At 59.6% G+C, this 24,390-nt stretch carries 27 protein-coding genes; 17 read left to right on the forward strand and 10 right to left on the reverse strand.

Annotated elements, in window-relative coordinates:
* Window position 1 precedes the first annotated feature (1 nt).
* On the reverse strand, window positions 2–1,249 hold the full coding sequence (locus IE127_RS01790) for a TIGR03862 family flavoprotein (protein WP_189422815.1): 1,248 nt from the start codon (window positions 1,247–1,249) through the stop codon (window positions 2–4).
* A 149-nt stretch (window positions 1,250–1,398) separates the two neighbouring features.
* On the opposite strand from IE127_RS01790, the gene IE127_RS01795 reads away from it, so the two are divergent.
* Entirely contained in the window at window positions 1,399–1,572 is a 174-nt protein-coding gene (locus IE127_RS01795) for a DUF2934 domain-containing protein (protein ID WP_189422816.1), read from the forward strand.
* Between the two features lie 15 nt (window positions 1,573–1,587).
* Window positions 1,588–2,193: a 5'-methylthioadenosine/S-adenosylhomocysteine nucleosidase gene (locus tag IE127_RS01800; protein WP_189422818.1), complete on the forward strand. Its 606-nt coding sequence runs from the start codon at window positions 1,588–1,590 to the stop codon at window positions 2,191–2,193.
* Here the strand turns inward: IE127_RS01800 and IE127_RS01805 are convergent.
* From IE127_RS01805 to IE127_RS01830, 6 genes are all read right to left on the reverse strand, one after another.
* The gene (locus IE127_RS01805; RefSeq protein WP_189422820.1) at window positions 2,190–2,543 is read right to left on the reverse strand and encodes a hypothetical protein; all 354 of its coding nucleotides are present in this window, start codon (window positions 2,541–2,543) and stop codon (window positions 2,190–2,192) included. The two genes, IE127_RS01800 and IE127_RS01805, sit on opposite strands and share 4 nt — an antisense overlap.
* A gap of 89 nt (window positions 2,544–2,632) precedes the next feature.
* Window positions 2,633–2,950: a hypothetical protein gene (locus IE127_RS01810; RefSeq protein WP_244639863.1), complete on the reverse strand. Its 318-nt coding sequence runs from the start codon at window positions 2,948–2,950 to the stop codon at window positions 2,633–2,635.
* Between the two features lie 37 nt (window positions 2,951–2,987).
* Window positions 2,988–4,472, reverse strand: a complete 1,485-nt coding sequence (gatA, locus tag IE127_RS01815; protein ID WP_189422824.1) for an Asp-tRNA(Asn)/Glu-tRNA(Gln) amidotransferase subunit GatA — start codon at window positions 4,470–4,472, stop codon at window positions 2,988–2,990.
* Window positions 4,473–4,474: 2 nt separating this feature from the next.
* On the reverse strand, window positions 4,475–4,993 hold the full coding sequence (locus tag IE127_RS01820; RefSeq protein ID WP_189422825.1) for a GNAT family N-acetyltransferase: 519 nt from the start codon (window positions 4,991–4,993) through the stop codon (window positions 4,475–4,477).
* A gap of 2 nt (window positions 4,994–4,995) precedes the next feature.
* A complete protein-coding gene (gene gatC / locus IE127_RS01825) occupies window positions 4,996–5,283 on the reverse strand; it encodes an Asp-tRNA(Asn)/Glu-tRNA(Gln) amidotransferase subunit GatC (protein WP_189422826.1) in 288 nt (95 codons plus the stop codon).
* Between the two features lie 86 nt (window positions 5,284–5,369).
* Window positions 5,370–5,900 (reverse strand): hypothetical protein, encoded by a 531-nt coding sequence (locus IE127_RS01830; protein WP_189422827.1) that lies wholly within the window; start codon window positions 5,898–5,900, stop codon window positions 5,370–5,372.
* Window positions 5,901–5,987: 87 nt separating this feature from the next.
* Between IE127_RS01830 and ruvX the strand changes: the two genes are divergently transcribed.
* The 6 genes from ruvX to topA all read left to right on the forward strand — a co-directional run bounded on the left by ruvX (window position 5,988) and on the right by topA (window position 13,291).
* Window positions 5,988–6,437 carry a Holliday junction resolvase RuvX gene (gene ruvX / locus IE127_RS01835; RefSeq protein WP_244639865.1) on the forward strand — a complete coding sequence of 150 codons (450 nt, stop codon included), beginning with the start codon at window positions 5,988–5,990 and terminating at the stop codon, window positions 6,435–6,437.
* Window positions 6,438–6,518: 81 nt separating this feature from the next.
* Window positions 6,519–7,511, forward strand: a complete 993-nt coding sequence (locus IE127_RS01840) for an aspartate carbamoyltransferase catalytic subunit (RefSeq protein ID WP_373297268.1) — start codon at window positions 6,519–6,521, stop codon at window positions 7,509–7,511.
* Complete coding sequence (gene pyrC, locus IE127_RS01845) at window positions 7,508–8,812, forward strand: dihydroorotase (protein ID WP_189422828.1); 1,305 nt, start codon at window positions 7,508–7,510, stop codon at window positions 8,810–8,812. Before IE127_RS01840 ends, pyrC begins: the two co-directional genes overlap by 4 nt.
* A complete protein-coding gene (plsY, locus tag IE127_RS01850) occupies window positions 8,809–9,417 on the forward strand; it encodes a glycerol-3-phosphate 1-O-acyltransferase PlsY (RefSeq protein ID WP_189422829.1) in 609 nt (202 codons plus the stop codon). The genes pyrC and plsY overlap by 4 nt, the downstream gene beginning before the upstream one ends.
* Window positions 9,418–10,548: a DNA-processing protein DprA gene (dprA, locus tag IE127_RS01855; RefSeq protein WP_189422830.1), complete on the forward strand. Its 1,131-nt coding sequence runs from the start codon at window positions 9,418–9,420 to the stop codon at window positions 10,546–10,548.
* A 115-nt stretch (window positions 10,549–10,663) separates the two neighbouring features.
* Complete coding sequence (gene topA, locus IE127_RS01860; RefSeq protein ID WP_189422831.1) at window positions 10,664–13,291, forward strand: type I DNA topoisomerase; 2,628 nt, start codon at window positions 10,664–10,666, stop codon at window positions 13,289–13,291.
* On the opposite strand, the gene IE127_RS01865 is transcribed toward topA, so the two are convergent.
* Window positions 13,292–14,332 carry a dipeptidase gene (locus IE127_RS01865; RefSeq protein ID WP_244639867.1) on the reverse strand — a complete coding sequence of 347 codons (1,041 nt, stop codon included), beginning with the start codon at window positions 14,330–14,332 and terminating at the stop codon, window positions 13,292–13,294.
* Between the two features lie 143 nt (window positions 14,333–14,475).
* Here IE127_RS01865 and rnr point away from each other — a divergent pair, with 143 nt between their 5' ends.
* The 3 genes from rnr (at window position 14,476) to rpmG (ending at window position 17,470) form a co-directional block, all read left to right on the forward strand.
* Complete coding sequence (rnr, locus tag IE127_RS01870) at window positions 14,476–16,758, forward strand: ribonuclease R (RefSeq protein WP_189422835.1); 2,283 nt, start codon at window positions 14,476–14,478, stop codon at window positions 16,756–16,758.
* A gap of 4 nt (window positions 16,759–16,762) precedes the next feature.
* Window positions 16,763–17,179 carry a DUF983 domain-containing protein gene (locus IE127_RS01875; RefSeq protein ID WP_189422837.1) on the forward strand — a complete coding sequence of 139 codons (417 nt, stop codon included), beginning with the start codon at window positions 16,763–16,765 and terminating at the stop codon, window positions 17,177–17,179.
* Window positions 17,180–17,302: 123 nt separating this feature from the next.
* Window positions 17,303–17,470 carry a 50S ribosomal protein L33 gene (gene rpmG, locus IE127_RS01880; RefSeq protein ID WP_189422839.1) on the forward strand — a complete coding sequence of 56 codons (168 nt, stop codon included), beginning with the start codon at window positions 17,303–17,305 and terminating at the stop codon, window positions 17,468–17,470.
* A 350-nt stretch (window positions 17,471–17,820) separates the two neighbouring features.
* Here the strand turns inward: rpmG and IE127_RS01885 are convergent, their stop codons facing one another.
* Both IE127_RS01885 and IE127_RS01890 read right to left on the reverse strand, forming a co-directional pair.
* Window positions 17,821–19,191, reverse strand: coding sequence for a PleD family two-component system response regulator (locus IE127_RS01885; RefSeq protein WP_189422841.1), 1,371 nt, complete (start codon window positions 19,189–19,191; stop codon window positions 17,821–17,823).
* Window positions 19,192–19,324: 133 nt separating this feature from the next.
* Window positions 19,325–19,696, reverse strand: a complete 372-nt coding sequence (locus IE127_RS01890; protein ID WP_189422843.1) for a response regulator — start codon at window positions 19,694–19,696, stop codon at window positions 19,325–19,327.
* A 99-nt stretch (window positions 19,697–19,795) separates the two neighbouring features.
* On the opposite strand from IE127_RS01890, the gene IE127_RS01895 reads away from it, so the two are divergent.
* From IE127_RS01895 to IE127_RS01920, 6 genes are all read left to right on the forward strand, one after another.
* Window positions 19,796–20,068 carry a DUF3572 family protein gene (locus tag IE127_RS01895; protein WP_189422845.1) on the forward strand — a complete coding sequence of 91 codons (273 nt, stop codon included), beginning with the start codon at window positions 19,796–19,798 and terminating at the stop codon, window positions 20,066–20,068.
* Window positions 20,069–20,071: 3 nt separating this feature from the next.
* Window positions 20,072–21,382, forward strand: coding sequence for a DNA polymerase IV (locus IE127_RS01900; RefSeq protein WP_189422847.1), 1,311 nt, complete (start codon window positions 20,072–20,074; stop codon window positions 21,380–21,382).
* Window positions 21,379–21,843, forward strand: coding sequence for a RidA family protein (locus IE127_RS01905; RefSeq protein ID WP_189422849.1), 465 nt, complete (start codon window positions 21,379–21,381; stop codon window positions 21,841–21,843). Before IE127_RS01900 ends, IE127_RS01905 begins: the two co-directional genes overlap by 4 nt.
* Before the next feature lie 31 nt (window positions 21,844–21,874).
* Window positions 21,875–22,627, forward strand: coding sequence for a glycerophosphodiester phosphodiesterase family protein (locus IE127_RS01910; RefSeq protein WP_189422851.1), 753 nt, complete (start codon window positions 21,875–21,877; stop codon window positions 22,625–22,627).
* A 46-nt stretch (window positions 22,628–22,673) separates the two neighbouring features.
* Window positions 22,674–23,852, forward strand: a complete 1,179-nt coding sequence (locus tag IE127_RS01915; protein WP_189422853.1) for a GNAT family N-acetyltransferase — start codon at window positions 22,674–22,676, stop codon at window positions 23,850–23,852.
* Between the two features lie 78 nt (window positions 23,853–23,930).
* A complete protein-coding gene (locus tag IE127_RS01920) occupies window positions 23,931–24,362 on the forward strand; it encodes an HIT family protein (RefSeq protein WP_189422854.1) in 432 nt (143 codons plus the stop codon).
* Window positions 24,363–24,390 lie beyond the last annotated feature (28 nt).

The raw sequence follows: 24,390 nt of genomic DNA on the forward strand, positions 1-24,390 counted from the left end.
TTCACGCTGGGTCGGCAGCTTGTTCTCGCCGGCTCAGCCATTTCTTTGCCCCCTCGCCTGCCGCGCGCCCCGTAGCCAGGCAGGCCGTCAGCAAATAGCCCCCGGTCGGCGCCTCCCAATCCAGCATTTCTCCAGCAACGAATACGCCAGGAAGCCGCTTGAGCATGTAGTCGTTGTCGACCTCGCTCCAGGCAACGCCTCCCGCTGATGAGATTGCCTCCTCTATGGATCGTATACCAGTGACCTTTAGGGGCAGCGCTTTGATCAAGTGCGCCAAGCCGGCGTTTTCTTCGGCGCTGAGAGGAGACGCGAACTCGCGCAGCAATCCGATCTTGACTGCGTCGAGACCCGCACCTTTCCGTAAACGATTTGAGAGCGAGTTCTTGTGCGGCTGGCGAGATATCTGCCGACTGATCTCTTCAACCGTCCTGTCCGGCGCAAGATCGAGTGGCCATGTCGCCGAACCCTCAGCCTCAACTTGCTCGCGAAGCGCCCGTGAATGCGCGTAGACCAACCCGCCTTCGATTCCATTTTGCGAGATTACGAACTCCCCGGAACTGGTCCCGACGCTGCTGGTGGCCGTAACCGCCTTAACCGGTGTACCAGAAAATCGCTCACGGAAGATATCGCTCCACACCACCTCGAAACCACTATTGGCAGGTCGAAACGGTGCGACGGTGACCCCCTCTCTTGCCATCCAAGGTACCCAGCTCGCGTCAGATCCCAACCGCGGCCAGCTTGCACCACCCATGGCGAGAATAACCGCAGCAAACACGTAAGTGCGCTCACCATCCGGTGTCTGGAAAAGCCATCGATCCTCGTTGCGCTCAATAAGCCGATGACGGGTCGCGAACGTAACGCCCCGGTCTGAAAGCTGACCTAACCATGCGCGCAATAGCGGAGATGCCTTCATCCCTTTCGGAAACAGCCGACCTGAACTTCCGATAAAAGTCTCCACTCCAAGCGTCTGGCACCAATTGCGAATCCCTTGTACCGAATATCCATCGAGAGCAGCTTCAAGTCTGCCGGCCGCGCCTGAATAGGCGTGGCGCCAGGTCGTTTGCAAATCTCTATGAGTCAGGTTGAGCCCCGACTTTCCAGCCATCAGAAACTTGCGCCCGACAGTTGGCATGGCATCGAAAACGGTGACCCGTAAGCCGGCAGCCGCCAAAATGTCTGCCGCCATCAGACCGGCAGGACCACCACCAACAACGCCAACTGTCTTGCTCACAACCGCCTCTTTGATCATACGCCCCTCATGCCGGTTCAACATGCGCACTGCAAGGCGGCCGTTGTTCGCGGATCACAATCTCATCGGCACTGGCACAGCGTTACCACTGATTAACTATATGCCCGCACCCTGAGTGGGTCTCGGCCCGCATTTGGATGACAAGACCTATGGAAACCGAAATCAAGAAACGCGCTTATGAACTCTGGGAAGCTGATGGCCGCCCTGAAGGCAGCGACCAGATCTACTGGTTCAAGGCTGTAGCGGAATTGGCAAGCACCATTCCGGCGCCGGCCAAGCCCGCTCGCAAGCGCACCACGCGTACCCGCAAGAAAGCTGCCTGAGGGCACACACCGCAGATGGCGATCCTGTATGCCATGGCTGCGGAGGCAGAGTACGGCTCCTGTCTCCGCAGTCGTATTTCTCCGCTGTACATCGGGGTTGGTCCGGTGGAAGCGGCAATCGCGCTCACCCGCGCACTCAGTATGGCAGAAGCCGCCGGCGCCTTGCCTGAGCTGGTGGTCTCTCTGGGATCGGCGGGATCTCGCCGCTTGGCGCAAGGCGACGTCTATGTTGCGAGCTCGGTGAGTTATCGGGATATGGATGCCACGGCGCTCGGCTTCGAGCTGGGGGTAACGCCGTTTCTCGATCTGCCTCCCATCATCGAGCTACCGCTTACTGTGCCCGGTGTTTCAACAGCTTCGCTCTCGACCGGCGCCAACGTCGTCTCTGGTGGACGATACGCGTCGATCGAAGCCGATATGGTGGATATGGAGACCTTCGCCGTGGTGCGCGCATGTGACAGCTTCGGCGTGCCGGTTATCGCTGTACGCGGTATTTCCGATGGCGCAGAGGAGTTGCATCAATACGAAGATTGGACGCGCTACCTTCATGTGGTCGACGAGCGCTTGGCGAACGTGGTTGACCGGATTGAAGAGGCTTACAAAGAGGGCCGACTGCCCTAGTCTTCCCGCGCTTTCTCTGTCGGCGGCGGACGAGTTGCGTCCGGATCACGGCGCCGCGACCGGCGCCACAGCGTGAGGCGTCTCTGACCCCGCACAAGCCCCCAGTTAACGGACGGCTGAAGAAATGGCAGATCGACCGCCAACAAGAGCAGTCCCAGCGGAAGCATCCACACGCCGAGTACTGGCAGAAAACTCAGCATCCCGCCGACCACCAGCAGGATCCCCAACGGTATCCTGATAAGCCGCGCCCCAGGCTGACGCAGGAAAATCAGAACCCGCGCCGCGATCGGGACTTGCCGTTCAATTCGCAGAAACTGCCGCCTAAGGCGCCAGGCGTTCTTTTCGCTCATAGTCCACCGGTCATCCACGTCCGATCATATGGCGCTTCGATGTGACCGGACCAAGACCAACAGCCTTGGAAACAACAATTTTAACGGTGCTAGTGCCGTGTGACCTCGCTGAGAGCGGCTGCAATGTGCTCCCACTCCTGCGATACGCTTGCAGTTGCCCGACGCTTGCCGGCGCGACGATACCAATAATCGGCATTGCCCATGTCTGCCTCGATCCAGTGAAGCAAAGCATGCACCCAGTCGAAGGCCTGGATCCCCTCCATAGACTGGCAGATGATGTGAGCCTGTTCCCATTCCGGGCCAACCTTCAACTCGCCCTTTTTAACCCACCACAGCGCCTGCAGCGGCTTTGTCATATCCTTGGGCGGTTCAGACCAATCGAGGGTCGAGAAAACGTCTTGGCTCATCATTCCTACCAGGCTTGAAAGCGGATTCGCGGTGCATCTACCACCACTGCTTGGGGGCAAATTCGATACCGGCGCTGCGCTCGATCACGCGACCAGCGGCGAACAAGGTCTCTTCATCGAAGGGTTTGCCGATGAGCTGCAAGCCCAGCGGCAGCCCTGCCCCGTCCTTGCCAGCCGGAACCGCGATGCCGGGAAGCCCCGCCATATTGACGGTCACCGTGAAAATGTCATTGAGGTACATCTTCACTGGATCGGCCTTCATCGCCTCATCGCCGATGCCGAAGGCAGCGGACGGTGTTGCCGGCGTTAGGATAGCATCGACGCCATCGGCAAAAACCGTTTCGAAGTCGCGCTTTATCAACGTACGGACCTTCTGCGCACGCACATAGTACGCGTCGTAATAGCCCGCCGAGAGCACGTAGGTGCCGATCATCACGCGGCGCTTTACCTCGCGGCCAAAGCCCTCAGCCCGGCTGAGCTCGTACATGTCCGTGATGTCCTTGCCACTCACGCGGAGCCCGTACTTCACCCCGTCATAACGGGCGAGATTCGAGGAGGCTTCGGCTGGTGCCACGATATAATACGCGGGCAGAGCGTATTTGGTATGCGGCAGACTGATGGACCGCACAGTCGCGCCCTCGGCCTCGAGCCATTCCACACCCCGGCGCCATAGCGCCTCGATTTCCGCCGGCATTCCGTCCAGGCGGTACTCGTCGGGCACGCCGATCGTCAGCCCCTTTACCCCACGTTCCACTGCCGCCGCAAAGTCTGGCACCGCCAAATCAACGCTGGTCGAATCCTTGGCGTCGAACCCGGACATCGATCCCAGCATGATGGCCGCGTCTTCAACGGTGCGGGCAATCGGGCCGGCTTGATCAAGCGACGACGCAAAGGCAACGACGCCCCAGCGCGAACACCGGCCATAGGTTGGCTTGATACCAACCGTACCAGTGAGGGCCGCAGGTTGGCGTATCGATCCACCCGTGTCGGTCGCGGTCGCAGCAGAGCATAGCCACGCCGAAACGGCGGATGCCGAGCCGCCGGATGAGCCGCCGGGCACAAGATTGGCGTTCGAATTCTCTGCACGCCACGGATTGACCACCGGCCCGTAGTAAGATGTTTCGTTGGACGAGCCCATTGCGAACTCGTCCATGTTGAGCTTGCCGAGCATCACCGCACCGTCGCGCCAGAGATTGGCGGTGACCGTCGATTCGTACTCAGGCTGAAAGCGATCGAGAATGTGGCTTGCCGCCTGCGTATGCACACCCTTGGTCGCAAACAGGTCCTTGATTCCAAGCGGAACCCCTTCGAGCGCGCCAGCATTGCCGGCCGATAGTCGCTCATCGCTTTGCTTGGCCATATCGATCGCCTTTTCGGCGGTGATGTCGACATAGGCATTGAGAGCGGGATTGGCTGCCTCGATAGCCTCAAGGTATGCTGACGTGAGCTCCTGCGACGTGAACTGCTTGTCCTTGAGGCCCTGTCGGGCTTTGGCGAGAGTGAGTTTGGTCAGTTCGCTCAAGGCTATGCTCTCTTTTCTTGAGTATCGGCGTTGTCGCCTAGGCCGACAGGGCCTGGCGCCAGATGCATTTCATAAAAGGCGGACCACGGGTTCTCTGGATAGTCCAGTACCGGTCCTCGCGCGGAAAACCCGTAGCGGCTATAAAGGCGATGAGCCCCGGCAAAGCCTTCACCGGTCCCCGTCTCGAGGACGAGATGTGTGACCGAGCGATTTGCCGCCTCGTCTACAATGGCCTGTAAAATTTCCCGTCCTACGCGCTGCCCTCGCACAGATGGTGCGGTATACATGCGCTTGACCTCTGCGACCCCGCCTTCGTGCAAACGAAGCGCGCCAATGCCCACGGCTTCACCGGCCCCGTCTCGCGCCACGAACACGGTGGTTTCCGGACCGGCCATTTCCTCGACAGTCATCTTGAACTGAAATTGCGGCGGAGACAGCGGCATCAGGTGGGCGTTGAGTTGGTCGACCAGCCGGCGCACATCGTCCTGCAGCGGAGTTTCGATGGCAATGCTGACCGCCATAGTTACTCGACCACCTTCGGCACCATGAAGAAATTGTCCTCGCTCAGCGGCGAATTGGCAGCGATGCGCTCGGCATAGCCACCATCGGTCACCTTGTCTTGGCGCAGGCGCAGACTCATCGGCATCACGGAGGTCATCGGCTCGACGCCTTCGACATCGACTTCGCCGAGTTGCTCAACGAAACCGAGAATGGCATTCAGCTCTTCGCGATACGCCTCGACTTCGTTTTCCTCGATGCGAATGCGGGCAAGGCGTGCAATGCGCTTCACGGTGGCAGCGTCGACCGACATGCTGGTTATCCTTGGATCTTGCGGCTGGATGATCGCTGCGCTTTTAGCAATGAGGCGCGCATTTATGCAATGGCCGACAGTCTGACCTAGATCTCAAGGGCAAGCCCCTTTTCCATGGCCAGCAGCGCCGTGTCCTCCAGCAGCTCGCGCAAATCAGCAAAGGCGGCCTCGACATCTCCGGCTTCGCCCGCAAGCACAAGCACCTTCGGTGGCAGCGTGCCGAGCAGGCCGCGCCCCCGACGCATAAGCGCTTCGCCGTCTCCGAACAGTACGACGACGGCGTCGAGGATCCATCGGCCGGGCGCTTCCACGTCTCCTGTGACGATCAGAAGCGTTTTCTCGCCCGGGGCGTCTATCAGAATCGCGCCGCCGGCGTCGAACAACTGCACATCGGGCGCGGTGTCGTCTTCCAGCGCCGACCCCCGACGTGCAGGCCGCCAGTTCTTCAAGTTGGCAACAGCCAGGGATCGCGGAGCTTTAAGAGGCAGTTCGCGATCGGCGGCACCCAAAAGCTCCGTGCGCTCGATGCCGTGCTCCGCACCATCCGCGTCGGTTACAATCACCTCTCCGCCGATATGCAGACGCAGCGTCGTGCCGCCAAACCAGGTGAGCTTCATCGCGACAAATCCAATAAAACGCCTCGCCAACCGGCCACTGAGGCTATAGGCACAAACCTGAGATAATGACGTAGCAGGTCGTACATAGTGGACAACCCCCTCGCCGAACTTCCTGCCGCAGGCAAACTGCTGGGGCTCGATCTTGGCACCAAAACTATAGGGGTCGCGGTGTCCGATGCCCTGCGCTATTCGGCCACGCCGCTCGAGACCATCAAGCGTATCAAGTTCTCGAAGGATGCCGAGCGCCTGCTTGCAATATTGGAAGAGACAAAGTCCGTCGGCATCGTTCTCGGCATGCCGCTGAACATGGACGGCTCCGAAGGCCCGCGAGCCCAATCCACCCGTGCGTTTGCAAGAAACCTTGCGCAAAAGACATCGCTTCCCCTGGCCTTCTGGGACGAGAGGCTGTCGACCAGCGCTGTTACTCGAATGATGATTGAAGCCGACCTCCGTCGTGACCGGCGCGCCGAAGTGGTCGACAAACTTGCGGCAAGCTACATTCTGCAAGGCGCACTGGACAGGCTTCGTCACGCCTGAGGCGATGTCGTCCGCCTAGCGTGTTGATTAGGCACGCGCCCTCGTTTATGCCGCAGCAAACGTGGGAGATCGCGAAGCGGAATGGCCGACATTACAAACAATCCTGCGCCAGCAACCTCCATGACTAAAGCTGGCTTTCCGCCCTTCTCTCAGCGGCATCTGCTCGCCATCGGCGACCTTGAGCAACATGAGATCATCGATCTGCTCGATCGATCCGAGGCGATGGTCGCCGTCTCGCGCCAGCAGCGAAAGTCACTGTCGACGCTCTCGGGCAAGACCCAGATCAACCTGTTCTTCGAAAACTCCACCCGCACGCAGTCCTCGTTCGAAATCGCCGGTAAACGCCTTGGTGCGCTTGTGGTGAACATGTCGGTCAAGACCTCATCCGTCGCCAAGGGAGAGACGCTGATCGATACCGCCGCCACGCTCAACGCCATGCGCCCTGACGTCATCGTCGTCCGTCACGGGGCCGCTGGCGCGGTAGAACTTCTAAGCCAAAAAGTTGGGTGCTCGGTGATCAATGCCGGCGACGGCGGGCACGAACACCCGACACAGGCCTTGCTGGACGCGTTGACCATCCGGCGGCACAAGGGCCGTATCTCCGGGCTCACCGTCGCCATTTGCGGCGATATCGCCAATTCGCGCGTTGCTCGCTCGAATCTTCTGCTGCTTGGCGCCATGAACGTCAGAACCCGAGTGATAGCGCCGCGCACGCTCTTGCCGGTCGGCATCGAGAACCTCGCAACCGAGGTGTACACCGATATGAACGAGGGACTGCGCGACGTCGATGTGGTGATGATGTTGCGGCTGCAACATGAACGCGCCAGCGGTCGGCTTATACCCTCCACACGCGAGTATTACCGCTTCTACGGTCTCGATGAAGAGAAGCTGGCCAATGCGAAGCCGGATGCGATCGTCATGCATCCAGGGCCCATGAACCGCGGCGTCGAGATCGATCCGGCCATCGCCGACGGGCCTCGTTCTGTCATCAACGACCAGGTGGAAATGGGCGTGGCCGTCCGCATGGCGGTGCTCGATGCCTTGCTTCCAGACTCGGAGGGAGGTCAGGCATGAACCGCCCCTTACTGATCGAAAACGCCCGGATCGTCGATCCCGCGAGCATGACGGATGAACCTGGTTCGGTGCTGGTGGAACGCGGACGCATTACCGCCGTCAATCACCAGGGGCCGGTTGGTGTGCCGGATGGTGCCGAGGTCATTGATGCAAAAGGCCTCGTTCTTGCGCCTGGCCTCATTGACATGAGGGTGTTCACCGGCGAACCCGGACGTGAGTACCGGGAGACTTTTGCATCGGCGGGAGATGCAGCGGCGGCCGGCGGCGTTACCAGCTTCGTCATGATGCCCGATACCAACCCGGTGGTCGACGATGCGGCAGTCGTCGATTTCCTTATTCGGCGTGCAGAGGCGACGTCGAAAGTGCATGTTTTGCCTGCGGCCGCAATCACGCGCGGCCTCAAGGGCGCGGAACTGACGGAATTCGGACTGCTGAAGCAGGCGGGCGCCGTGTGTGTCGCCGAAGGGCGCAGCGCGCTACAATCGAGCGCTCTTGTCCGGTCTGCGTTTAACTATGCCGCGAACTTCGATCTGCCGGTCGTCCATCAACCGCAGGATTTCGGACTTGCTGCTGACGGAGTTATGAACGAGGGGCTGTTTGCAACAGTGCTCGGCTTGCGCGGCATTCCGGCAGAAGCGGAAACCATCCCGCTTTCGCGCGATCTGCAGCTGGCGGCCCTGACGGGAGCCAGATATCACGCTGCGCAAATTTCCGTAGCGTCAGCTGCAAGCCTGATCCGGGAGGCGAAGCGCCGATCCCGCAAGATCACCGCCGGCGTTTCCATCAACAACCTTTCGCTCAATGAGAACGACGTGGGGCGCTACCGGACCTTCTTCAAGCTGTCACCGCCTTTGCGCGCCGAAGAAGAGCGCCAGGCGATGATCGAGGCTCTGCGCTCGGGCGTCATCGACACGATCCATTCCGATCACGACCCGCAGGACACGGAAGTGAAGCGGCAGCCATTCGCCGAAGCTTCCGTTGGCGCCATCGGTCTCGAAACCTTATTGGCGGCGGCGCTTCGGTTGGTCCACAGCGGCGATGTCGACCTGATGACGGTCTTGCGGGCGATGACCATTCGTCCCGCCGAAATTCTAGGGCTCGAGGCAGGTCGCATTCACCCCGGCGCGCCGGCGGATCTCGTACTGTTCGATCTCGATTATCCCTGGCAGGTGCAGGAACAGCGTTTCCTGTCTCGCTCACGCAATACGGCCTTTGAAGGCGCGCGACTTGCTGGCAAGGTAATGCGCACGATCGTGGCCGGCCAGACCGTGTTCGTGCATGCGGAGGAGAGCCCCACTTGACCTTTGAGATCACCAACATCTTTGCAGCAATCCTGGGCTATTTGCTTGGTTCAATTCCATTCGGTCTGCTGCTGACAAGGTTCGCCGGCTTGGGGGACATTCGCTCCATCGGCTCCGGGAATATCGGCACGACGAACGTGCTGCGGACCGGTAACAAGGGGCTTGCGGCGGCAACCCTGCTGCTTGATGTCGGCAAGGCTGCTCTTGCCGTGCTCCTCGCGCGCTATTTCTGGGGCGAGTTGCCGGCAATGATCGCCGGGGTGTTCGCGTTCCTCGGCCACTGCTTTCCGGCCTGGCTCGGCTTCAGAGGCGGCAAGGGTGTCGCAACCTATATCGGCATCCTGCTGGTGCTGTTCTGGCCCGTCGGGCTGATCTTCTGCGCTGTATGGCTGATCATTGCCTTCGCACAGCGCTACTCGTCTCTGGCAGCCCTGACAGCCTCAGTCACCGCCCCACTGTTCGCTTACGCCTTCTCCGGCGTGGCGCTCGCCATCACGTGCACCCTCATTACCCTCGTGCTGATGTTCCAGCACCGCACCAATATTGCGCGCCTGCTCGCGGGGACTGAAACCAAGATCGGCGCCGCGAAAGCAGCGAGAAAGTAGGTGGCGACCGTACCGGCGCCCTCCGGACTATCTGCTCATCAACTCACATGCTGGCTGCAGCTCATTCGCAGCGACAATGTCGGGCCGGTCACCTTTCTTCAGTTGGTCAACCGCTTCGGCTCCGCCGAAGCAGCGCTTGAGGCGCTCCCCGACTTAATGCGCAAGTCTGGCCGGAACGGACGCGTGGCGACGCGAAGCCAGGCGGAAGACGAACGCGCGGCGCTTGAGCGCATGGGTGGTCGACTGGTGGCCAGTGGGCAACCCGAGTATCCGCCACATCTGCGCTTCATTCCCGGGGCACCGCCGCTGGTCTCCATGATGGGCGGGGAACGTCTCGACTGGGAGCATACGGTAGGTGTCGTCGGTGCGCGCAATGCCTCGAGCGCCGGACGAAAAATGACCGCCCTCCTGGCAACGGATCTTGGCAGGCTTGGCTACACCGTCGTTTCGGGGCTCGCACGCGGCGTCGACGCGGCAGCACACCGCGCCAGCATGAATACAGGAACGGTGGCAGTTCTGGCTGGGGGACTCGATCACATCTATCCCAACGAGAACATCCCGCTCGCTCAGGAGATTCTCGACGCAGGCGGCGCAATTCTGACGGAAATGCCTCTTGGATGGGAACCAAGAGCGAGAGATTTCCCCAGGCGAAACAGGCTTGTATCAGGATTGTCTCTGGGAGTGGTTGTCGTCGAGGCTGCGAAACGATCTGGCTCGCTCATTACTGCACGGCTCGCGCTGGAGCAGAACCGCGACGTCTTCGCAGTTCCCGGCTCTCCACTCGACCCGCGCGCCGAGGGGGGCAATGCTTTGATCCAGCAGGGCGCGCGGCTGATCACCTGCGCCGAGGATATCGTCGAGTCATTGTCTGTCGCGAATCCCGCACGGAGCAGCCTTGCCGACCCTGACTGGATGCCGGATGACGAAGCTTCGGAGGTCAACACCGCAAGCTCGGACGACGACCGCTCGCGGCTGGTCGAAGCCCTTAGCGCAACACCCATAGCCGTCGATGATCTTATCGATCAGACCGGTATCGGCGCTTCGGCGATGCAGATGCTGCTGCTCGAACTCGATCTTGCTGGCACGATCGAATGGTCGAGCGGGCAATTAGTGGCCCTCAGATACTCCTGACTGGGCCGTCCGCGCGGGCTCGTGAAGAGAGCAAGATTGGGTGCCCGTTGACACCGTCATAGTCCTTCACCATCTTGCGCCACCTTGAACACGATAGTTGCGGAACGGATTTGGTATGAAGGTCGTCATCGTTGAAAGTCCGGCTAAAGCCAAGACAATCAACAAGTATTTGGGCAAGGACTATGAGGTCCTGGCGTCCTTCGGCCACATCCGAGACCTGCCGGCCAAGGAGGGTTCGGTCCGGCCGGACGAAGATTTTGCGATGTCTTGGGAGGTCGATGCGGCCGCCAAGAAGCGCATCACCGATATCACCAAGGCGCTCAAGGGCGCCGACGAACTGATCCTCGCCACCGACCCGGATCGCGAAGGCGAGGCGATCTCCTGGCACCTGCTCGATGTGCTGCGCCAGAAGAAGGCCATCAAGAAAGACACGCCCGTCAAACGTGTGATGTTCAACGCCATCACCAAGGATGCCGTGACCCAGGCCATGGCCAATCCACGCGAGATCGATGCACCACTTGTAGACGCTTATCTTGCGCGCCGGGCACTCGACTATCTTGTCGGCTTTACCCTCTCGCCGATCCTCTGGCGCAAGCTTCCGGGCTCTCGGTCCGCCGGCCGCGTACAGTCGGTCGCGCTGCGTCTTGTCTGCGATCGCGAAGACGAGATCGAAAAGTTCAAGCCCGAGGAATATTGGTCTGTTGCCGCAAAGCTGAACCAGAAGGGCAAGAGCTTTGAAGCGCGCCTGGCCTCGGTCGACGGCAAAAAGACCGACAAGCTGACAATCAAGACCGGCGAGAACGCGGCCGAACTGCGCAAGCTGATCGAGAGTGGCAACTTGAACATATCAAGCGTCGACAAGAAGCCGACGCGCCGCAATCCGTACGCCCCATTCACCACATCAAGCCTGCAGCAGGATGCCTCGTCGCGTCTTGGCCTCAGCCCGTCGCGCACAATGCAGATCGCCCAGCGTCTGTATGAGGACGGGCTTATCACCTATATGCGTACCGATGCTGTGCAGATGTCTCCTGAAGGCATCGATCAATCGCGGCGCTGTATCGTCAAGGAGTTTGGCGACGAGTATCTCCCCGAAAAGCCGCGTCTTTATCAATCCAAGGCCAAGAACGCCCAGGAGGCACACGAGGCGATTCGTCCGACTGACCTCTTCAAGCATCCGGATACGCTGAGAAACCTCGAGGCTGATCAGCAAAAACTCTACGGGTTGATCTGGCGCCGCACCCTGGCGAGCCAGATGAAGTCGGCCGAGATCGAGCGCACGACGGCCGAAATCGATGTGAACGTTCCGGGCCGCGCCTTGGGCCTGCGCGCGGTAGGCTCGGTGGTTACGTTCCCCGGTTTTCTCGCGCTTTACGGTGTCGAGGCGAAGCAGGATGACGGGCGTGACGACGAGAACGAGGACAGCCGCGAGCTGCCGCCATTGGCGGTCGGCGACAAGCCGGACCTCGAAGATGTGCTGACGGAGCAGCATTTTACGCAACCCCCTGCCCGTTACACTGAAGCCAGCCTCATCCGGAAGATGGAGGAGCTCGGTATCGGTCGCCCCTCCACTTACGCGGCAACGCTCGGCACCCTGAAGGATCGCGATTATGTCCGGCTCGACAAGCGCGCGCTGGTGCCGGAAGACCGGGGCCGCATCGTTACCGCCTTTCTGACGAGCTTTTTCTCCCGATATGTCGAGTTCGGTTTCACCGCGAGCCTCGAGGAGCAGCTCGACCACATCTCCGCCGGCGATCTCGACTACAAGCAGGTACTGCGCGAGTTCTGGGACGATTTCTCGAAGCACACTGCCGAGATCAAGGACCTGCGCGTATCCGAGGTGCTCGACGCGCTGAACGATTTGCTGGCCGACCATATCTTCCCGCCGCGCGAAGACGGCGCGGATCCGCGACAATGCCCGACCTGCGGCACAGGAACCTTGTCTCTCAAGCTTGGGCGCTATGGCGCGTTCATCGGGTGTTCGAACTACCCGGAATGCAAGCACACCATGCAGCTCGCGGACGCCGCGACCGGCCAGACAGAGGCAGTGGCTGACGACGCACTCGGGGTCGATCCAGAGAGCGGCGAAGAGGTATTCCTCAAGAACGGCCGCTTTGGCCCATACGTACAACTCGGTGATGGCAAAGAAGCCAAGCGCACATCGGTCCCCCGTGGTTGGGACACATCGAGCGTAGACCTCGACAAGGCGCTGCAACTGCTTTCGTTGCCGCGTGAGGTGGGCGTGCACCCTGAGACCGGCAATCCGATCACCGCCGGTATCGGACGCTACGGACCGTTTGTTCTGCACGACAAGACATATGCCAATCTGCCAGATGTCGAAGAGGTATTCTCGGTCGGGCTAAACCGCGCAGTCGATCTGATCGCGCAAAAGGCTGCTGGCGGCGGCCGTGGTCGTCGGTCCGCGCCCGCTGCGATCAAGCAATTCGAACACGATGACGGCGAAGTGTCTGTCCGATCCGGCAGATACGGCCCCTACGTCAATCAGGGCAAGATCAACGCAACCTTACCCAAGGACCTGCCACCCGAAGATGTAACGCTCGAGAAGGCGTTGGAACTGATTGCGGCCAGGGCCGAAGCAACTGGCAAGACGGTCTCCGGCAAAAAAGCCTCGGCCAAGAAAGCGACAACGAAAAAGACAGCGGCCAAAAAGCCCGCAGCCAAAAAGACCGCTGCGAAGAAGCCCGCTGCGAAGAAATCTGCCAAGTCTGCAGAGAGTGCCGAATAGTCAGCCGATTGTGCGCTCGACGACCGATAGCCAGTTGTCGAGCGCAATCTTTCGCACCAGCGGCTCGCCATAGCCTTTATCGAGCATGGCTTGCAGCAGGTTCGGGACGCCAGCCACATCCTTGATGGGTCGTGGCATCATCGCCCCATCGAAGTCCGACCCGAGCGCAACGCCATCTTCGCCCAGCGCTTCCAACAAAGCATCAACATGCCGCACCAGGACCTCGAGTTCTGTATCGGCGCGGAACTGGCCGTCCTCACGGAGGAAGCCGACAGCGTAGTTCAGTCCGACGACACCCTTGGTCTCGCGTATGGCTGCAAGCTGCCAGTCCAACAGGTTGCGCGGGTGGGCGCATAAGGCGTGTACGTTCGAGTGCGTCGCTACCAGCGGTTTTTGGCTCGTCGCCGCGACATCCCGAAAGCCGGCAGCATTGAGGTGCGACAGGTCAATGAGCACACCCAACGCGTTGCACTCCCGAACCAGTGCCTTGCCGGCGTCAGTAAGCCCCGGCCCTATATCCGGATCAGCTGGGAACTTGAACGGCACGCCGGTGCCGAACGCGTTCGCGCGGCTCCACGTCAGCCCCAGCGAGCGCAATCCCGCAGCATGCAGCACATGTAGAGAATCGAGTTTTAGATCGATCGGCTCGGCACCCTCGATGTGAAACAATGCCGCCATCTCGCCGGCAGCGATCGCTTCGCGCAAAGAGCCGGCGTTCCGGCACACGCGCAGGACACCGCTCTGCTCGATCTTGTAGAGAAGGCGCGCCATACTGTTGATTGAACGCATGGCCGGCTCGAATTCGAGTTCCGCTGGCAACTTACCTTCATTGCGCTCCGTTGCGGTCAGAGTGCCCGAGGACTTCAACGGGGGTGGGAACATCGCAAAGAAGCCGCCGACCATACCCCCCTCTCGTGCACGCGGAAGATCGATGTCCGTTTTCGCGTTTCCTTCCACGAACGCCGTTGCGGCGTCATCCCCCTGATCAAGCAGCCGCAACAGCGTATCGTTATGGCCGTCGAAGAATGGAATCGCAGACACTGGGAACCTCTCGAAGTTGTTAGGAGGATTTGCCACAATCTCTCCTGCGACTTCAATGCGGGGCATGTCGAGCACCTAATAGACCCCGGCTGGCAAAACGAGCTGATCGCTCCTATCTTAAGTGAATTCAACGAAGCGAGCTTATGGCCAAAACAAAGACCAAAAACAGCAAGAGCCCGGGCCCCAAACGGTCACGGGTGGTATCACCCAGCGAACTTCCGAGCCGCGAGCAGATCCTCGAAGCGCTGGCGAGCGAGCCCGACGTAAAGGGCAAACGCGACCTGGCGAAGGTCTTCGGCCTGAAGGGTGCGCAGCGCAAGCCGTTCAAGGACATGCTGAAGGAGCTTGAAGGCGAAGGCGTAATTACGCGAACGCGCAAGACGTTACGACGTACAGCCTCATTGCCCGCAGTTACAGTCCTCGATATTCCCTCGGATGCCGACCCCGATGCGCTTCACGCATTCCCTGCGCAGTGGAATGATGAAGAAGGCGAGCGTCCGCGCGTGCGGGTTGTACAAGCGTCTTCAGCGCGTGTCGCTCCCGGTCCCGGTGACCGCATCCTGGCGCGCATAGATGCGGGCGAAGATATAGTCCCCGACTATTCAGCGCGCCCGATGAAGATCCTCGACAAGCCGCGCAGGGCCCATATCGGCATTGTTCGGGTCGAGGACGAGGATGCCCGGCTGGTACCGGTCGACCGCAAGCAGAAGGAAATGCGTATTCCACGCGGCGATCTCGGCGAGGCCAAGGACGGCGATCTGGTAGAGGTCGAAGTGCGCCACTCAGGTCGGATGATGATCCCACGTGCCCGGGTCATCAACGTCATCGGCAATCCGGCCTCCGAAGGCGCGGTCAGCCTGATCGCTATCCATAACCTTGAAATTCCCTACCGGTTTCCCGAATCCGTGCTGCGAGAGGCAGAGGACGCCAAGCCGAAAACGGTTCGAGGCCGGGAGGACTGGCGCGAAATTCCTCTGGTTACCATCGACCCCGCAGATGCCAAGGACCACGACGACGCGGTTCATGCCGAACCCGATCCTGATCCGAACAACAAGGGCGGGTATATAGTCCGTGTCGCCATTGCTGACGTCGCAGCCTATGTGCGGCCAGGAAGTGCCTTGGACCGCGAAGCGTATCTGCGCGGCAATTCCGTGTATTTCCCGGATCGGGTTGTCCCGATGCTTCCCGAGCGTATCTCCAACGATCTTTGCTCTCTGCGCGAAGGCGAGCCGCGGGCTGCAATGGCAGTGCGCATGGTATTTGGCTCTGATGGGAAAAAACGCAGCCATACGTTTCACCGTGTTCTGATGCGCTCGGCGGCGAAGCTCAGCTATGAGCAAGCGCAGGCAGCAATCGACGGTAAGCCTGATGATGCAGCAGGTCCTTTGCTGGATCCGGTGCTACGTCCTCTCTGGCAGGCCTACAAGAACATGTCGAAGGCGCGCGACGACCGCGGACCGCTTGCACTCGACCTGCCGGAACGCAAGATCGTTCTGAACGACAAAGGCATGGTGGCGGATATTCGTATCCCGGAGCGCCTCGATGCCCATCGTCTTATCGAGGAGATGATGATTGCGGCGAACGTTGCTGCCGCCGAGACGCTGGAAAAACATCAAACGCCCCTGCTCTACCGCGTGCATGACAGCCCCAGCCGCGAAAAGCTGGCAGCGCTAAGAGAGTTTCTGGCGTCACTCGATATCTCGATGGCCAACACAGAAGCGGTGCGGCCGTCCCAGTTCAACACAATTCTCGCTCGCGCCGAAAAAGCCGGCAACGTGCAGCAGGTCAGCGAAATGATTCTGCGCACACAGGCGCAGGCAGAGTATGCGCCTGAAAACTACGGCCACTTTGGCCTGAATCTCGACCGATATGCCCACTTCACATCGCCGATTCGCCGCTATGCGGATCTTATCGTCCATCGTGCTCTGATCAGCGCGCTCGATCTGGGCAAGGATGGCTTGAGCGACTCGGAACGCGTTAAGCTGTCTGGAATTGGCCAGCACATATCTGCAACAGAGCGGCGCGCCATGATCGCAGAGCGCGAAACGTCGGACCGGCTTCTGGCTCAGTTCCTCGCATCACAGATCGGTGCGCGTTTTACGGGTCGGATTGCGGGCGTTACGCGGTCGGGGCTATTCGTGAAACTGACCGACACAGGGGCAGATGGATTCATTCCAATCTCCAGCCTCGGCAAGGATTATTTCCGGCACGTTGAGGAGCAGCAGTCCCTCATCGGAGAGCGCACCGGCGAAAAGTTCGGCATAGGCGATCCGGTAACGGTACGTCTGCTCGAGGCAGCGCCCGTGGCAGGTGCCCTGAGATTTGAAATGCTATCAGAGGGCCCCCGCGTCAAACCGCCTACTTCTGGCAAGCGCGGAAAACGCACTATGTCGTCCAGCAGGACAAAGGGCCGGAAACGGAGATAATCCGATGAGCGTACGCACAATTACTGGCGAGGAGAGGCCACTGGCCCGATCCATGATACGGGGTGCCGTGTGTAAGTGCCCCAATTGTGGAGAGGGAAAGCTGTTCCGGTCTTATCTGAAAGTGACCGAAACTTGTTCGGCGTGCGGTGAAGCGTTGCATCACCATCGGGCCGACGATCTGCCACCTTACGTCGCGATCTTCATCGTTGGACACCTGCTCGTTGCCATTATCCTGCATATGGAAATGACGTGGCGGATCGACCCACTGACTTACCTGTATACGATGCTGCCTTTGGCAATCGTCCTGCCTTTGGCCATGCTTCCGTCAATCAAGGGCAGCATTGTCGGGCTTCAGTGGTCGCTTCGGATGCACGGGTTCGACCCGAAGCATCGCGATCCCGCTGATCCTGACTATCCCTGAGTGAAACCGAGTTGACAATCGCCCGCAAATCCGTAGGTTGCGCGCCAAACACGGGCGCTCTTTAGCGCCAAACCCCGGAGCGTTGCGCCCTGCAGCGCTCTGTGCTGTTTAGAGGACACCGAAATGGCCAAAGCCAATACCGTCAAGATCAAGCTCGTGTCGACGGCAGATACCGGCTTCTACTACGTCACCAAGAAGAACGCGCGCACGCAGACGGACAAGCTGTCCTTCCGCAAGTACGATCCGGTGGCCCGCAAGCACGTTGAATTCAAGGAAGCGAAGATCAAATAGATCTTCTTTCTAGCTGGATACAAAGAAGCCCCGCGATATTGTCGCGGGGCTTCTTCTTTTTGGAAAAGGAGTGGCTGGCCCGAGATACGGATATCGAAGAGGCCACTCTGAACCGCATCTGGGCCAGCCCCCTACGGCCTCAGGAGTTGCGGCGGACCTGAGGAGAGCCGTAGGGATCGATGCAAGGTCAGAACGTTTTTCCTTGCGTCTTGAAAAGACACTATCGCCTGACGCGGAATAAGCAAGAAAACACCGGCGTTTGTCAGAAGAAACGCATAGTTAACTATAATGAATAACCCTAACGTGTCGAATACTAAGTATTAGGCGCGTTATACTCTGAACGACCTAGCTCAGGCAGCGTCAAAGACGACCCGGTTTCGCCCTTCCCGCTTCGCACGGTAGAGCGCAATATCAGCGCGCTTGAGAAGAGCCTCCGGCGTATCGTCACGGCTTTCATGGAGAGAGACCCCCACGGAGACGGTCTGTTTCAGAGGCGGCACCGTCCCGGCCTCAAACGCCGCTTCGGCGACAGCCGCGCGGACCCGCTCGGCGACAATCTCGGCCTGCTGATAATCGGTATCAGGCATCAAGACTACAAACTCTTCCCCGCCGAAGCGACAAGCAAGGTCGACACCGCGAATGTTGCGACGCAACCGGTCCGCGAACTCTTTCAGGACCAAATCTCCGACATCGTGCCCATAGCTGTCATTGACGTGCTTGAAATGGTCGATATCGAGCATCATCAGCACCAATTCGCGGTCCTGGCTCTGAGCCTTGGACAGCATCGCTGAAAGATGCCGGTCGAAGTACCGCCGGTTATAAAGGCCAGTCAGTTCGTCGGTGACGGCAAGCGCCATGGTGTTGGTAACGCTGTCGCGCAGTTCAGTCGCATAACGATAACGGCGAATCTGGGTGCGCACACGGGCAGCAAGCTCGTTTCGCTCAACCGGCCTCAGAATGAAGTCATTGATTCCCAGGTCAAGCGCACGCACCACCTTGGCGCGGTCGCCTTCATCTGAGATCAGAATGATCGGTAGATTGCGCGCGTGGTCGAGCGTACGAATCTGCGATGCGACACGAAGCGGATCGAACCCCTCGAGTGCCATCGACACCAGGGCCAGATCATAGCGGCCACCAGTGACCTGAAACACCGCATCCGCGGGCTGCGTCAGTACGTCGACAGTGTGGTGGTCAGCAAGATATGAGCGAATGCGCGCAGCGTGGCGCTCATCGCTGTCCACGACGAGGATAGACCCGCCCTCGCCGCTGATCCGATCCATTGCACGCGCTGCGTCTTCAATCGCAATCTGCTGGCCAGTAAAGGCACGCGCCCGGAGCTCGTCAGTCAACGACTTCAGCCGAGCGAGACTCTTTACACGCGCCATCAGCTGCATGTCATCGACAGGCTTGGTGAGGAAATCATCCGCGCCGACCGTCAGGCCCTTCACCCTGTCCGAAGGCTGATCGAGAGCCGTGATCATCAGGACCGGAAGATGTTGTGTCGCAGGATCTGCCTTCAAGCGACGGCAGACCTCGAACCCGTCCATCTCTGGCATCATGACATCGAGCAAGACGATATCGACATCGCCGCGCGCGCAAATTTCAAGCGCCTCGGCGCCAGATCCGGCCGTAACAACCTCAAAATACTCAGCCGTCAGACGCGCCTGCAGCAGCCGGACATTGGTCGGGATGTCATCTACGATCAATACCCGCGCTGTCACGAAGTGCCACTCCCACACCTGCCATCAATCACCTCGAGGCAGCTAGGAGCACGTTGTCGCTAAGAACGTTATTACGTTCTCGACAGCGCCGGCCGTTCATCAGCTTGATGTGGCAGCGGGCCCCTTCCGCCGTTCAGGCAGGTCCAATGTACCGGGCAATGGTTTCCAAAAAGTTCGGCACGGAGATTGGCTTGGAGATATAGCCTTCGCACCCGCCCTGGAGAATTCGCTCTTCGTCGCCCTTCATTGCGAATGCGGTGACGGCGATAACCGGGATTGGTGCGAGTTCCTCGTCGTCCTTCAGCCATTTGGTGACGACCAGCCCCGAAACCTCTGGAAGCTGGATATCCATGAGAATCAGGTCGGGATGATGGGCACGCGCGAGATCGAGCGCTTCCATGCCGTTGCGCGTTTGAATAACCGCATACCCACGCGATTCCAGGAGATCGTTGAAGAGCTTCATGTTGAGCTCGTTGTCTTCGACGATCATGATTGTCTTTGGCATGCAACCTCGCTTGCCACTTCGTGGCGACCCTTCGTTTTGCCGCAGCAATCCGCTAACATGTCATCTCTTACGAAACACGAAACACTTCGAGCCGTGACCGTGAACGATTCCACCCGCTCCAACGTAGACGCGCTCGCTGCGCAATGTCTCGGCTACCTTGCCGAACATCCCGATGAGCTCGCCGAGTTCATGGTGCAAACGGGGTATTCTCCAGACCAGTTGCGCAGCGCAGTGGGATCGCAGGACCTCAATGCCGGCTTGCTGGACTATTTTGCAGGACGTGAAGCGATTCTGCTCGCTTTTTGCGCGAATTCCGGAGTGAGCCCGGAAACATTCACGCGCGTCTGGCAGCAGCAGAACCCTCATGACTGAGCCATGGATGGACAGCACTTCCTTTGCCGCGACTGTATAGCCCATGGCCCGGCGGCCAACGGCCGCGAGAGATGCCCGAATTGTGGTTCGCCCCGGCTGCTGCTGCACCGTGAGCTTTTCGATCTCAGCGTGGCACACATGGATTGCGATGCCTTTTATGCATCAGTGGAAAAGCGGGACGATCCGTCACTGCTCGATAAGCCGCTGATCATCGGCGGTGGACAGAGGGGCGTCGTCAGCACCTGCTGCTACATCGCGCGGCAGAGCGGCGTGCGCTCTGCCATGCCGATGTTCAGGGCCCGCAAGCTGTGCCCTGATGCCATCATCATCAAACCAGACATGAAGAAGTATGTTGCGGTCAGCCGGCAGATCCGCGCGATGATGAATGGCCTGACGCCACTCGTCGAGCCGCTGTCGATCGATGAGGCCTTCATCGACATGTCGGGCACGCAGCGCCTGCACAAGGCGCCACCAGCTGTCGTTCTGGCGAGGTTCGCACAGCGTGTCGAACAGGAGATTGGTGTCACCGTCTCGGTCGGTCTGAGCCACAACAAATTTCTGGCCAAGCTGGCCTCCGAGCTGGACAAGCCGCGAGGGTTCGCACTCATTGGCGTCGAAGAGACCGAGCGTCTCTTGGCCGAGAAGCCGATTTCGGTGATCTATGGCGTCGGTCAGGTGTTCAACGAGAAGCTGCGGCGCGATGGGCTTTTCACCATCGGCCAGCTGCAGCAGTTGCCCGCGGAAACCCTGATACGACGGTACGGCGAGACAGGAGCTCGCCTGGCACGGCTTGCGCGTGGGCAGGACAGCCGTACGATCACACCCGATCACGACATGAAGTCAGTGTCATCGGAAACGACTTTCAACAAGGATATCAGTGACTTCAACGAGCTGTCTGGAAAACTTCTTGCGCTTTCCGAGCGGCTATCTGAGCGCCTGAAGGATAAGGGCATCGTTGGAGGCACTGTTACCCTCAAACTCAAGACGGCCGGTTTCAAGACGCGAACCCGAGCGCGCCACCTGATGATGCCCACACAACTCTCTAGCGTCCTGTACGAGAACGGATCGGACTTGCTGGCGCGTGAAATAGATGGCACAGCCTTTAGGCTGATCGGCATCGGAGTATCTGCGATAACCGAGGCGACAGGAGAAGATCCTGTCGATCTTCTGGAGCCCGCTGTGGCGCGCCGCGCTGCAGCCGAGCGGGCAATGGACCGGGTTCGCTCTCGCTTCGGCCGTGAGGCGGTGGTGCGAGGCAAACTCTATCGGCCTTCGCCGGCCAGCGACATACAACCGGAAGGGGAAGACCAATGAGCGACCCGCTGCAGAAACTCCGCGATTACGGATATGAACTCCCCTCACCCAACCCACCAGTCGCCAGCTACGTGCCCGTCGTGCGTACTGGTAATCTGCTCTATATCTCGGGCCAGATTTCTACCAACGAGTATGGTGTCATCGAGGGGCGTTTGGGAGACACGATGAACGTGGTTCAGGGGAGTACCGCTGCCGAGCACGCAGTTCTATCGGTACTGGCACAAATCGTTCACACGGCGGGTGTACCTCTCGACCAGATCCGGCGTTTCGTGAAATTGACCGTGCTGGTTGCTGCTGCGCCTGATTTTACAGAGCATCATCTCGTCGCAAATGGTGCATCTAACCTGCTCGCGGAGGTCCTGGGCGAGAAAGGCAAGCATGCTCGCGCCGCCTTTGGGACGACAGGGCTGCCGATGGGCGCAGCCGTGGAGATCGAGGCTGTTGTAGAGATCGACGCCTAGCCTGGCGGTGAGCAATACATTGGAATCAGTTATGAACTTGACGTTCGATCGCCCTGTCGCACATCGCGGTCTGCATGATCGTACGGCCGGCATTATCGAGAATAGCGCCGCCGCCTTTCGCGCAGCCATTGAGGCAGGGTTCGCGATCGAGTGCGACTTGCAACTGACAGCGGACGGCAGGCCGATCGTTTTTCATGACGACGATCGCGAGCGTCTCACAGGCCGCACCGGAGCTGTCGCTGATACCAGTTTCGAGGAGATGTCGAGCATCCCTCTACTGGATAGCGCCGCGGGTGACTGTCCAATGCAGTTTGCTGACTTTCTGGCATTGGTCGATGGCCGCGCACTGCTGCAGGTCGAGCTGAAGCATCAGCGCGACGAAGAAGGCACTGATCGTCTTGCCAGGGCTGCGGCCGAATGTCTTGCCGATTATACCGGCCCTGTGACCGTCGAATCATTCGACCCACGGCTGCTGGTACTGGTCCGGAAGCACGGTTTTTCCGGCCCGCTCGGTATCATCACCTATGACTACGATCCAGAGGGCCACCACTCGACCCTCGGCGAAGAGCAGCGTTTCATCCTGAAGAATCTCCTGCACTGGCACGAGACCCGGTTCGATTTCATCTCTTGCGCCAAGAACGCACTGGACCTTCCGGCAATCCGCTTCTGGCGGGAGCTCGGGGTGCCCGTTACCGCCTGGACGATCAAGTCGCAAGCAGAAGCCGATGCAGTGGCCTCCGCTTGCGATCAAATTGTATTTGAAGGGTTCGACCCCAGGGACTGACATCGGGTAGCATGGGGAAGCTACTGCTTCTTCCAAAAAGGCCAGCATGTCTGAACCCGGCTTTACCGCGAACATTCACCCGTCGACCGCCTCAATCGACGCGGACGTATGGAATCGGCTTTCTCCCAATACAAAGGGGAAGCCGCATAATCCATTCCTCGACCATGCCTTTTTTCTCGCGCTCGAAGAAGCGGGCTGCGCCACTGGCCGCACCGGGTGGCAGCCGCAGCACATATTGCTTCGCGATGAGGCCGGCGAACCCATCGCGCTGATGCCGCTTTTCGCCAAGTCGCACTCAATGGGCGAATATGTGTTCGACCATGGCTGGGCGGATGCCTTCGAGCGTGCCGGCGGGCATTACTATCCAAAGCTGCAGAGTTCCGTACCCTTCACCCCCGCAACCGCTCCCAAGTTTCTCGTGCCGTCCGGACAGCTCGATATGCATGCCCATCTGATGGCCGCGGCACAGCAGTTCTGCGTGCAGATCGATGCATCGTCCATCCACGCGACTTTCCTGCCGGAAGAAGAGGCGCAGACCATCTCTGCCGCCGGCTGGCTCGAACGCACGGACACCCAATTTCACTGGTTCAATCGCGGATACGAAACCTTTGATGATTTCTTGAACTCCTTGTCGTCGCGCAAACGCAAGACCATCCGTCGTGAGCGCCGTGAGGCGCTGGAAGCAGAGGGGTTGACGGTAAAGTGGCTGAGCGGAAGCGATTTGCGCGAAGAGCACTGGGATGCGTTCTATGAGTTCTATGAGGATACCGGGTCGCGAAAATGGGGTCGCCCATACCTCAACCGCGAGTTCTTCTCACGCATCAATCAGTCGATGCCGGACAGCATCGTGCTCATGCTTGCCTATGACGGCGATGAGCCCATTGCGGGTGCGCTGAACTTCGTCGGCAAGGATCGTATTTACGGCCGCAACTGGGGCTGCACCCGACAGGTGCCCTTCCTGCATTTCGAGCTTTGCTATTATCAGGCCATCGAATACGCGATCACTCACAAGCTTTCGGTGGTGGAGGCTGGCGCTCAGGGTGAGCACAAATTGGCAAGAGGCTACGAACCCACTCTGACCCACTCAGTGCATTGGATCGCCCATCCGGGGCTGCGCGATGCCGTTGCAGACTATTTGGAGCGTGAGCGCCGGTCAGTCGAGCGTGGTCAAGAGATGATGGGACAGTTCACACCCTTCCGTCGTGGCGAGCGCAGCGACAACTAATAGCCCGCCCTCTTCCTTCGGCATTTCCCCCGCAATGCGGATGCAATAGGCTCGCGCCAGACATCGCAAGGAGCCCGCATGCAAACCTACGAACCCGATAATATCTTTGCAAAAATTCTGCGTGGGGAAATCCCTTCGCACAAGGTTTTCGAAGATGACCAAGCGCTTGTGATGATGGACATTTTCCCGCAGTCCCGCGGGCACACGCTTATCATTCCAAAGGCAGCGTCACGGAATCTGCTCGATGCCGGTCCAGCCGCCCTGTCCGCGCTGATGCCCTTGGTTCAGCGCGTGGCGAAAGCGGTGAAGGCCGCGACCAACGCTGACGGAATTCGGTTGGCTCAATTCAACGAGGAAGCGGCCGGCCAAACCGTCTTCCATCTGCATTTTCATGTCATACCGGCATATGCAGGCAAGGATCTCGAGCGCCACGCGGATGGCAAACCGGCCGACAATGACGAACTTGCCGCTCTCGCCAAGGCAATCTCAGGCGAACTGGAAAACGCTTGAACCCAATCAGTTCTGAAAAACAAGAAGG

The sequence above is a fragment of the Devosia pacifica genome, from assembly GCF_014652635.1.
Classification (GTDB): Bacteria; Pseudomonadota; Alphaproteobacteria; order Rhizobiales; family Devosiaceae; genus Devosia; species Devosia pacifica.

What these genes read in the sequence shown, in the direction of transcription:
- IE127_RS01790 (WP_189422815.1), bottom strand. Translation starts at nt 1,249, where the DNA reads ATGATCAAAGAGGCGGTTGTGAGCAAGACAGTTGGCGTTGTTGGTGGT.
- IE127_RS01795 (WP_189422816.1), top strand. Translation starts at nt 1,399, where the DNA reads ATGGAAACCGAAATCAAGAAACGCGCTTATGAACTCTGGGAAGCTGAT.
- IE127_RS01800 (WP_189422818.1), top strand. Translation starts at nt 1,588, where the DNA reads ATGGCGATCCTGTATGCCATGGCTGCGGAGGCAGAGTACGGCTCCTGT.
- IE127_RS01805 (WP_189422820.1), bottom strand. Translation starts at nt 2,543, where the DNA reads ATGAGCGAAAAGAACGCCTGGCGCCTTAGGCGGCAGTTTCTGCGAATT.
- IE127_RS01810 (WP_244639863.1), bottom strand. Translation starts at nt 2,950, where the DNA reads ATGAGCCAAGACGTTTTCTCGACCCTCGATTGGTCTGAACCGCCCAAG.
- IE127_RS01820 (WP_189422825.1), bottom strand. Translation starts at nt 4,993, where the DNA reads ATGGCGGTCAGCATTGCCATCGAAACTCCGCTGCAGGACGATGTGCGC.
- gatC (WP_189422826.1), bottom strand. Translation starts at nt 5,283, where the DNA reads ATGTCGGTCGACGCTGCCACCGTGAAGCGCATTGCACGCCTTGCCCGC.
- IE127_RS01830 (WP_189422827.1), bottom strand. Translation starts at nt 5,900, where the DNA reads ATGAAGCTCACCTGGTTTGGCGGCACGACGCTGCGTCTGCATATCGGC.
- IE127_RS01840 (WP_373297268.1), top strand. Translation starts at nt 6,519, where the DNA reads ATGGCCGACATTACAAACAATCCTGCGCCAGCAACCTCCATGACTAAA.
- pyrC (WP_189422828.1), top strand. Translation starts at nt 7,508, where the DNA reads ATGAACCGCCCCTTACTGATCGAAAACGCCCGGATCGTCGATCCCGCG.
- topA (WP_189422831.1), top strand. Translation starts at nt 10,664, where the DNA reads ATGAAGGTCGTCATCGTTGAAAGTCCGGCTAAAGCCAAGACAATCAAC.
- rnr (WP_189422835.1), top strand. Translation starts at nt 14,476, where the DNA reads ATGGCCAAAACAAAGACCAAAAACAGCAAGAGCCCGGGCCCCAAACGG.
- IE127_RS01875 (WP_189422837.1), top strand. Translation starts at nt 16,763, where the DNA reads ATGAGCGTACGCACAATTACTGGCGAGGAGAGGCCACTGGCCCGATCC.
- rpmG (WP_189422839.1), top strand. Translation starts at nt 17,303, where the DNA reads ATGGCCAAAGCCAATACCGTCAAGATCAAGCTCGTGTCGACGGCAGAT.
- IE127_RS01890 (WP_189422843.1), bottom strand. Translation starts at nt 19,696, where the DNA reads ATGCCAAAGACAATCATGATCGTCGAAGACAACGAGCTCAACATGAAG.
- IE127_RS01900 (WP_189422847.1), top strand. Translation starts at nt 20,072, where the DNA reads ATGGATGGACAGCACTTCCTTTGCCGCGACTGTATAGCCCATGGCCCG.
- IE127_RS01905 (WP_189422849.1), top strand. Translation starts at nt 21,379, where the DNA reads ATGAGCGACCCGCTGCAGAAACTCCGCGATTACGGATATGAACTCCCC.
- IE127_RS01910 (WP_189422851.1), top strand. Translation starts at nt 21,875, where the DNA reads ATGAACTTGACGTTCGATCGCCCTGTCGCACATCGCGGTCTGCATGAT.
- IE127_RS01915 (WP_189422853.1), top strand. Translation starts at nt 22,674, where the DNA reads ATGTCTGAACCCGGCTTTACCGCGAACATTCACCCGTCGACCGCCTCA.
- IE127_RS01920 (WP_189422854.1), top strand. Translation starts at nt 23,931, where the DNA reads ATGCAAACCTACGAACCCGATAATATCTTTGCAAAAATTCTGCGTGGG.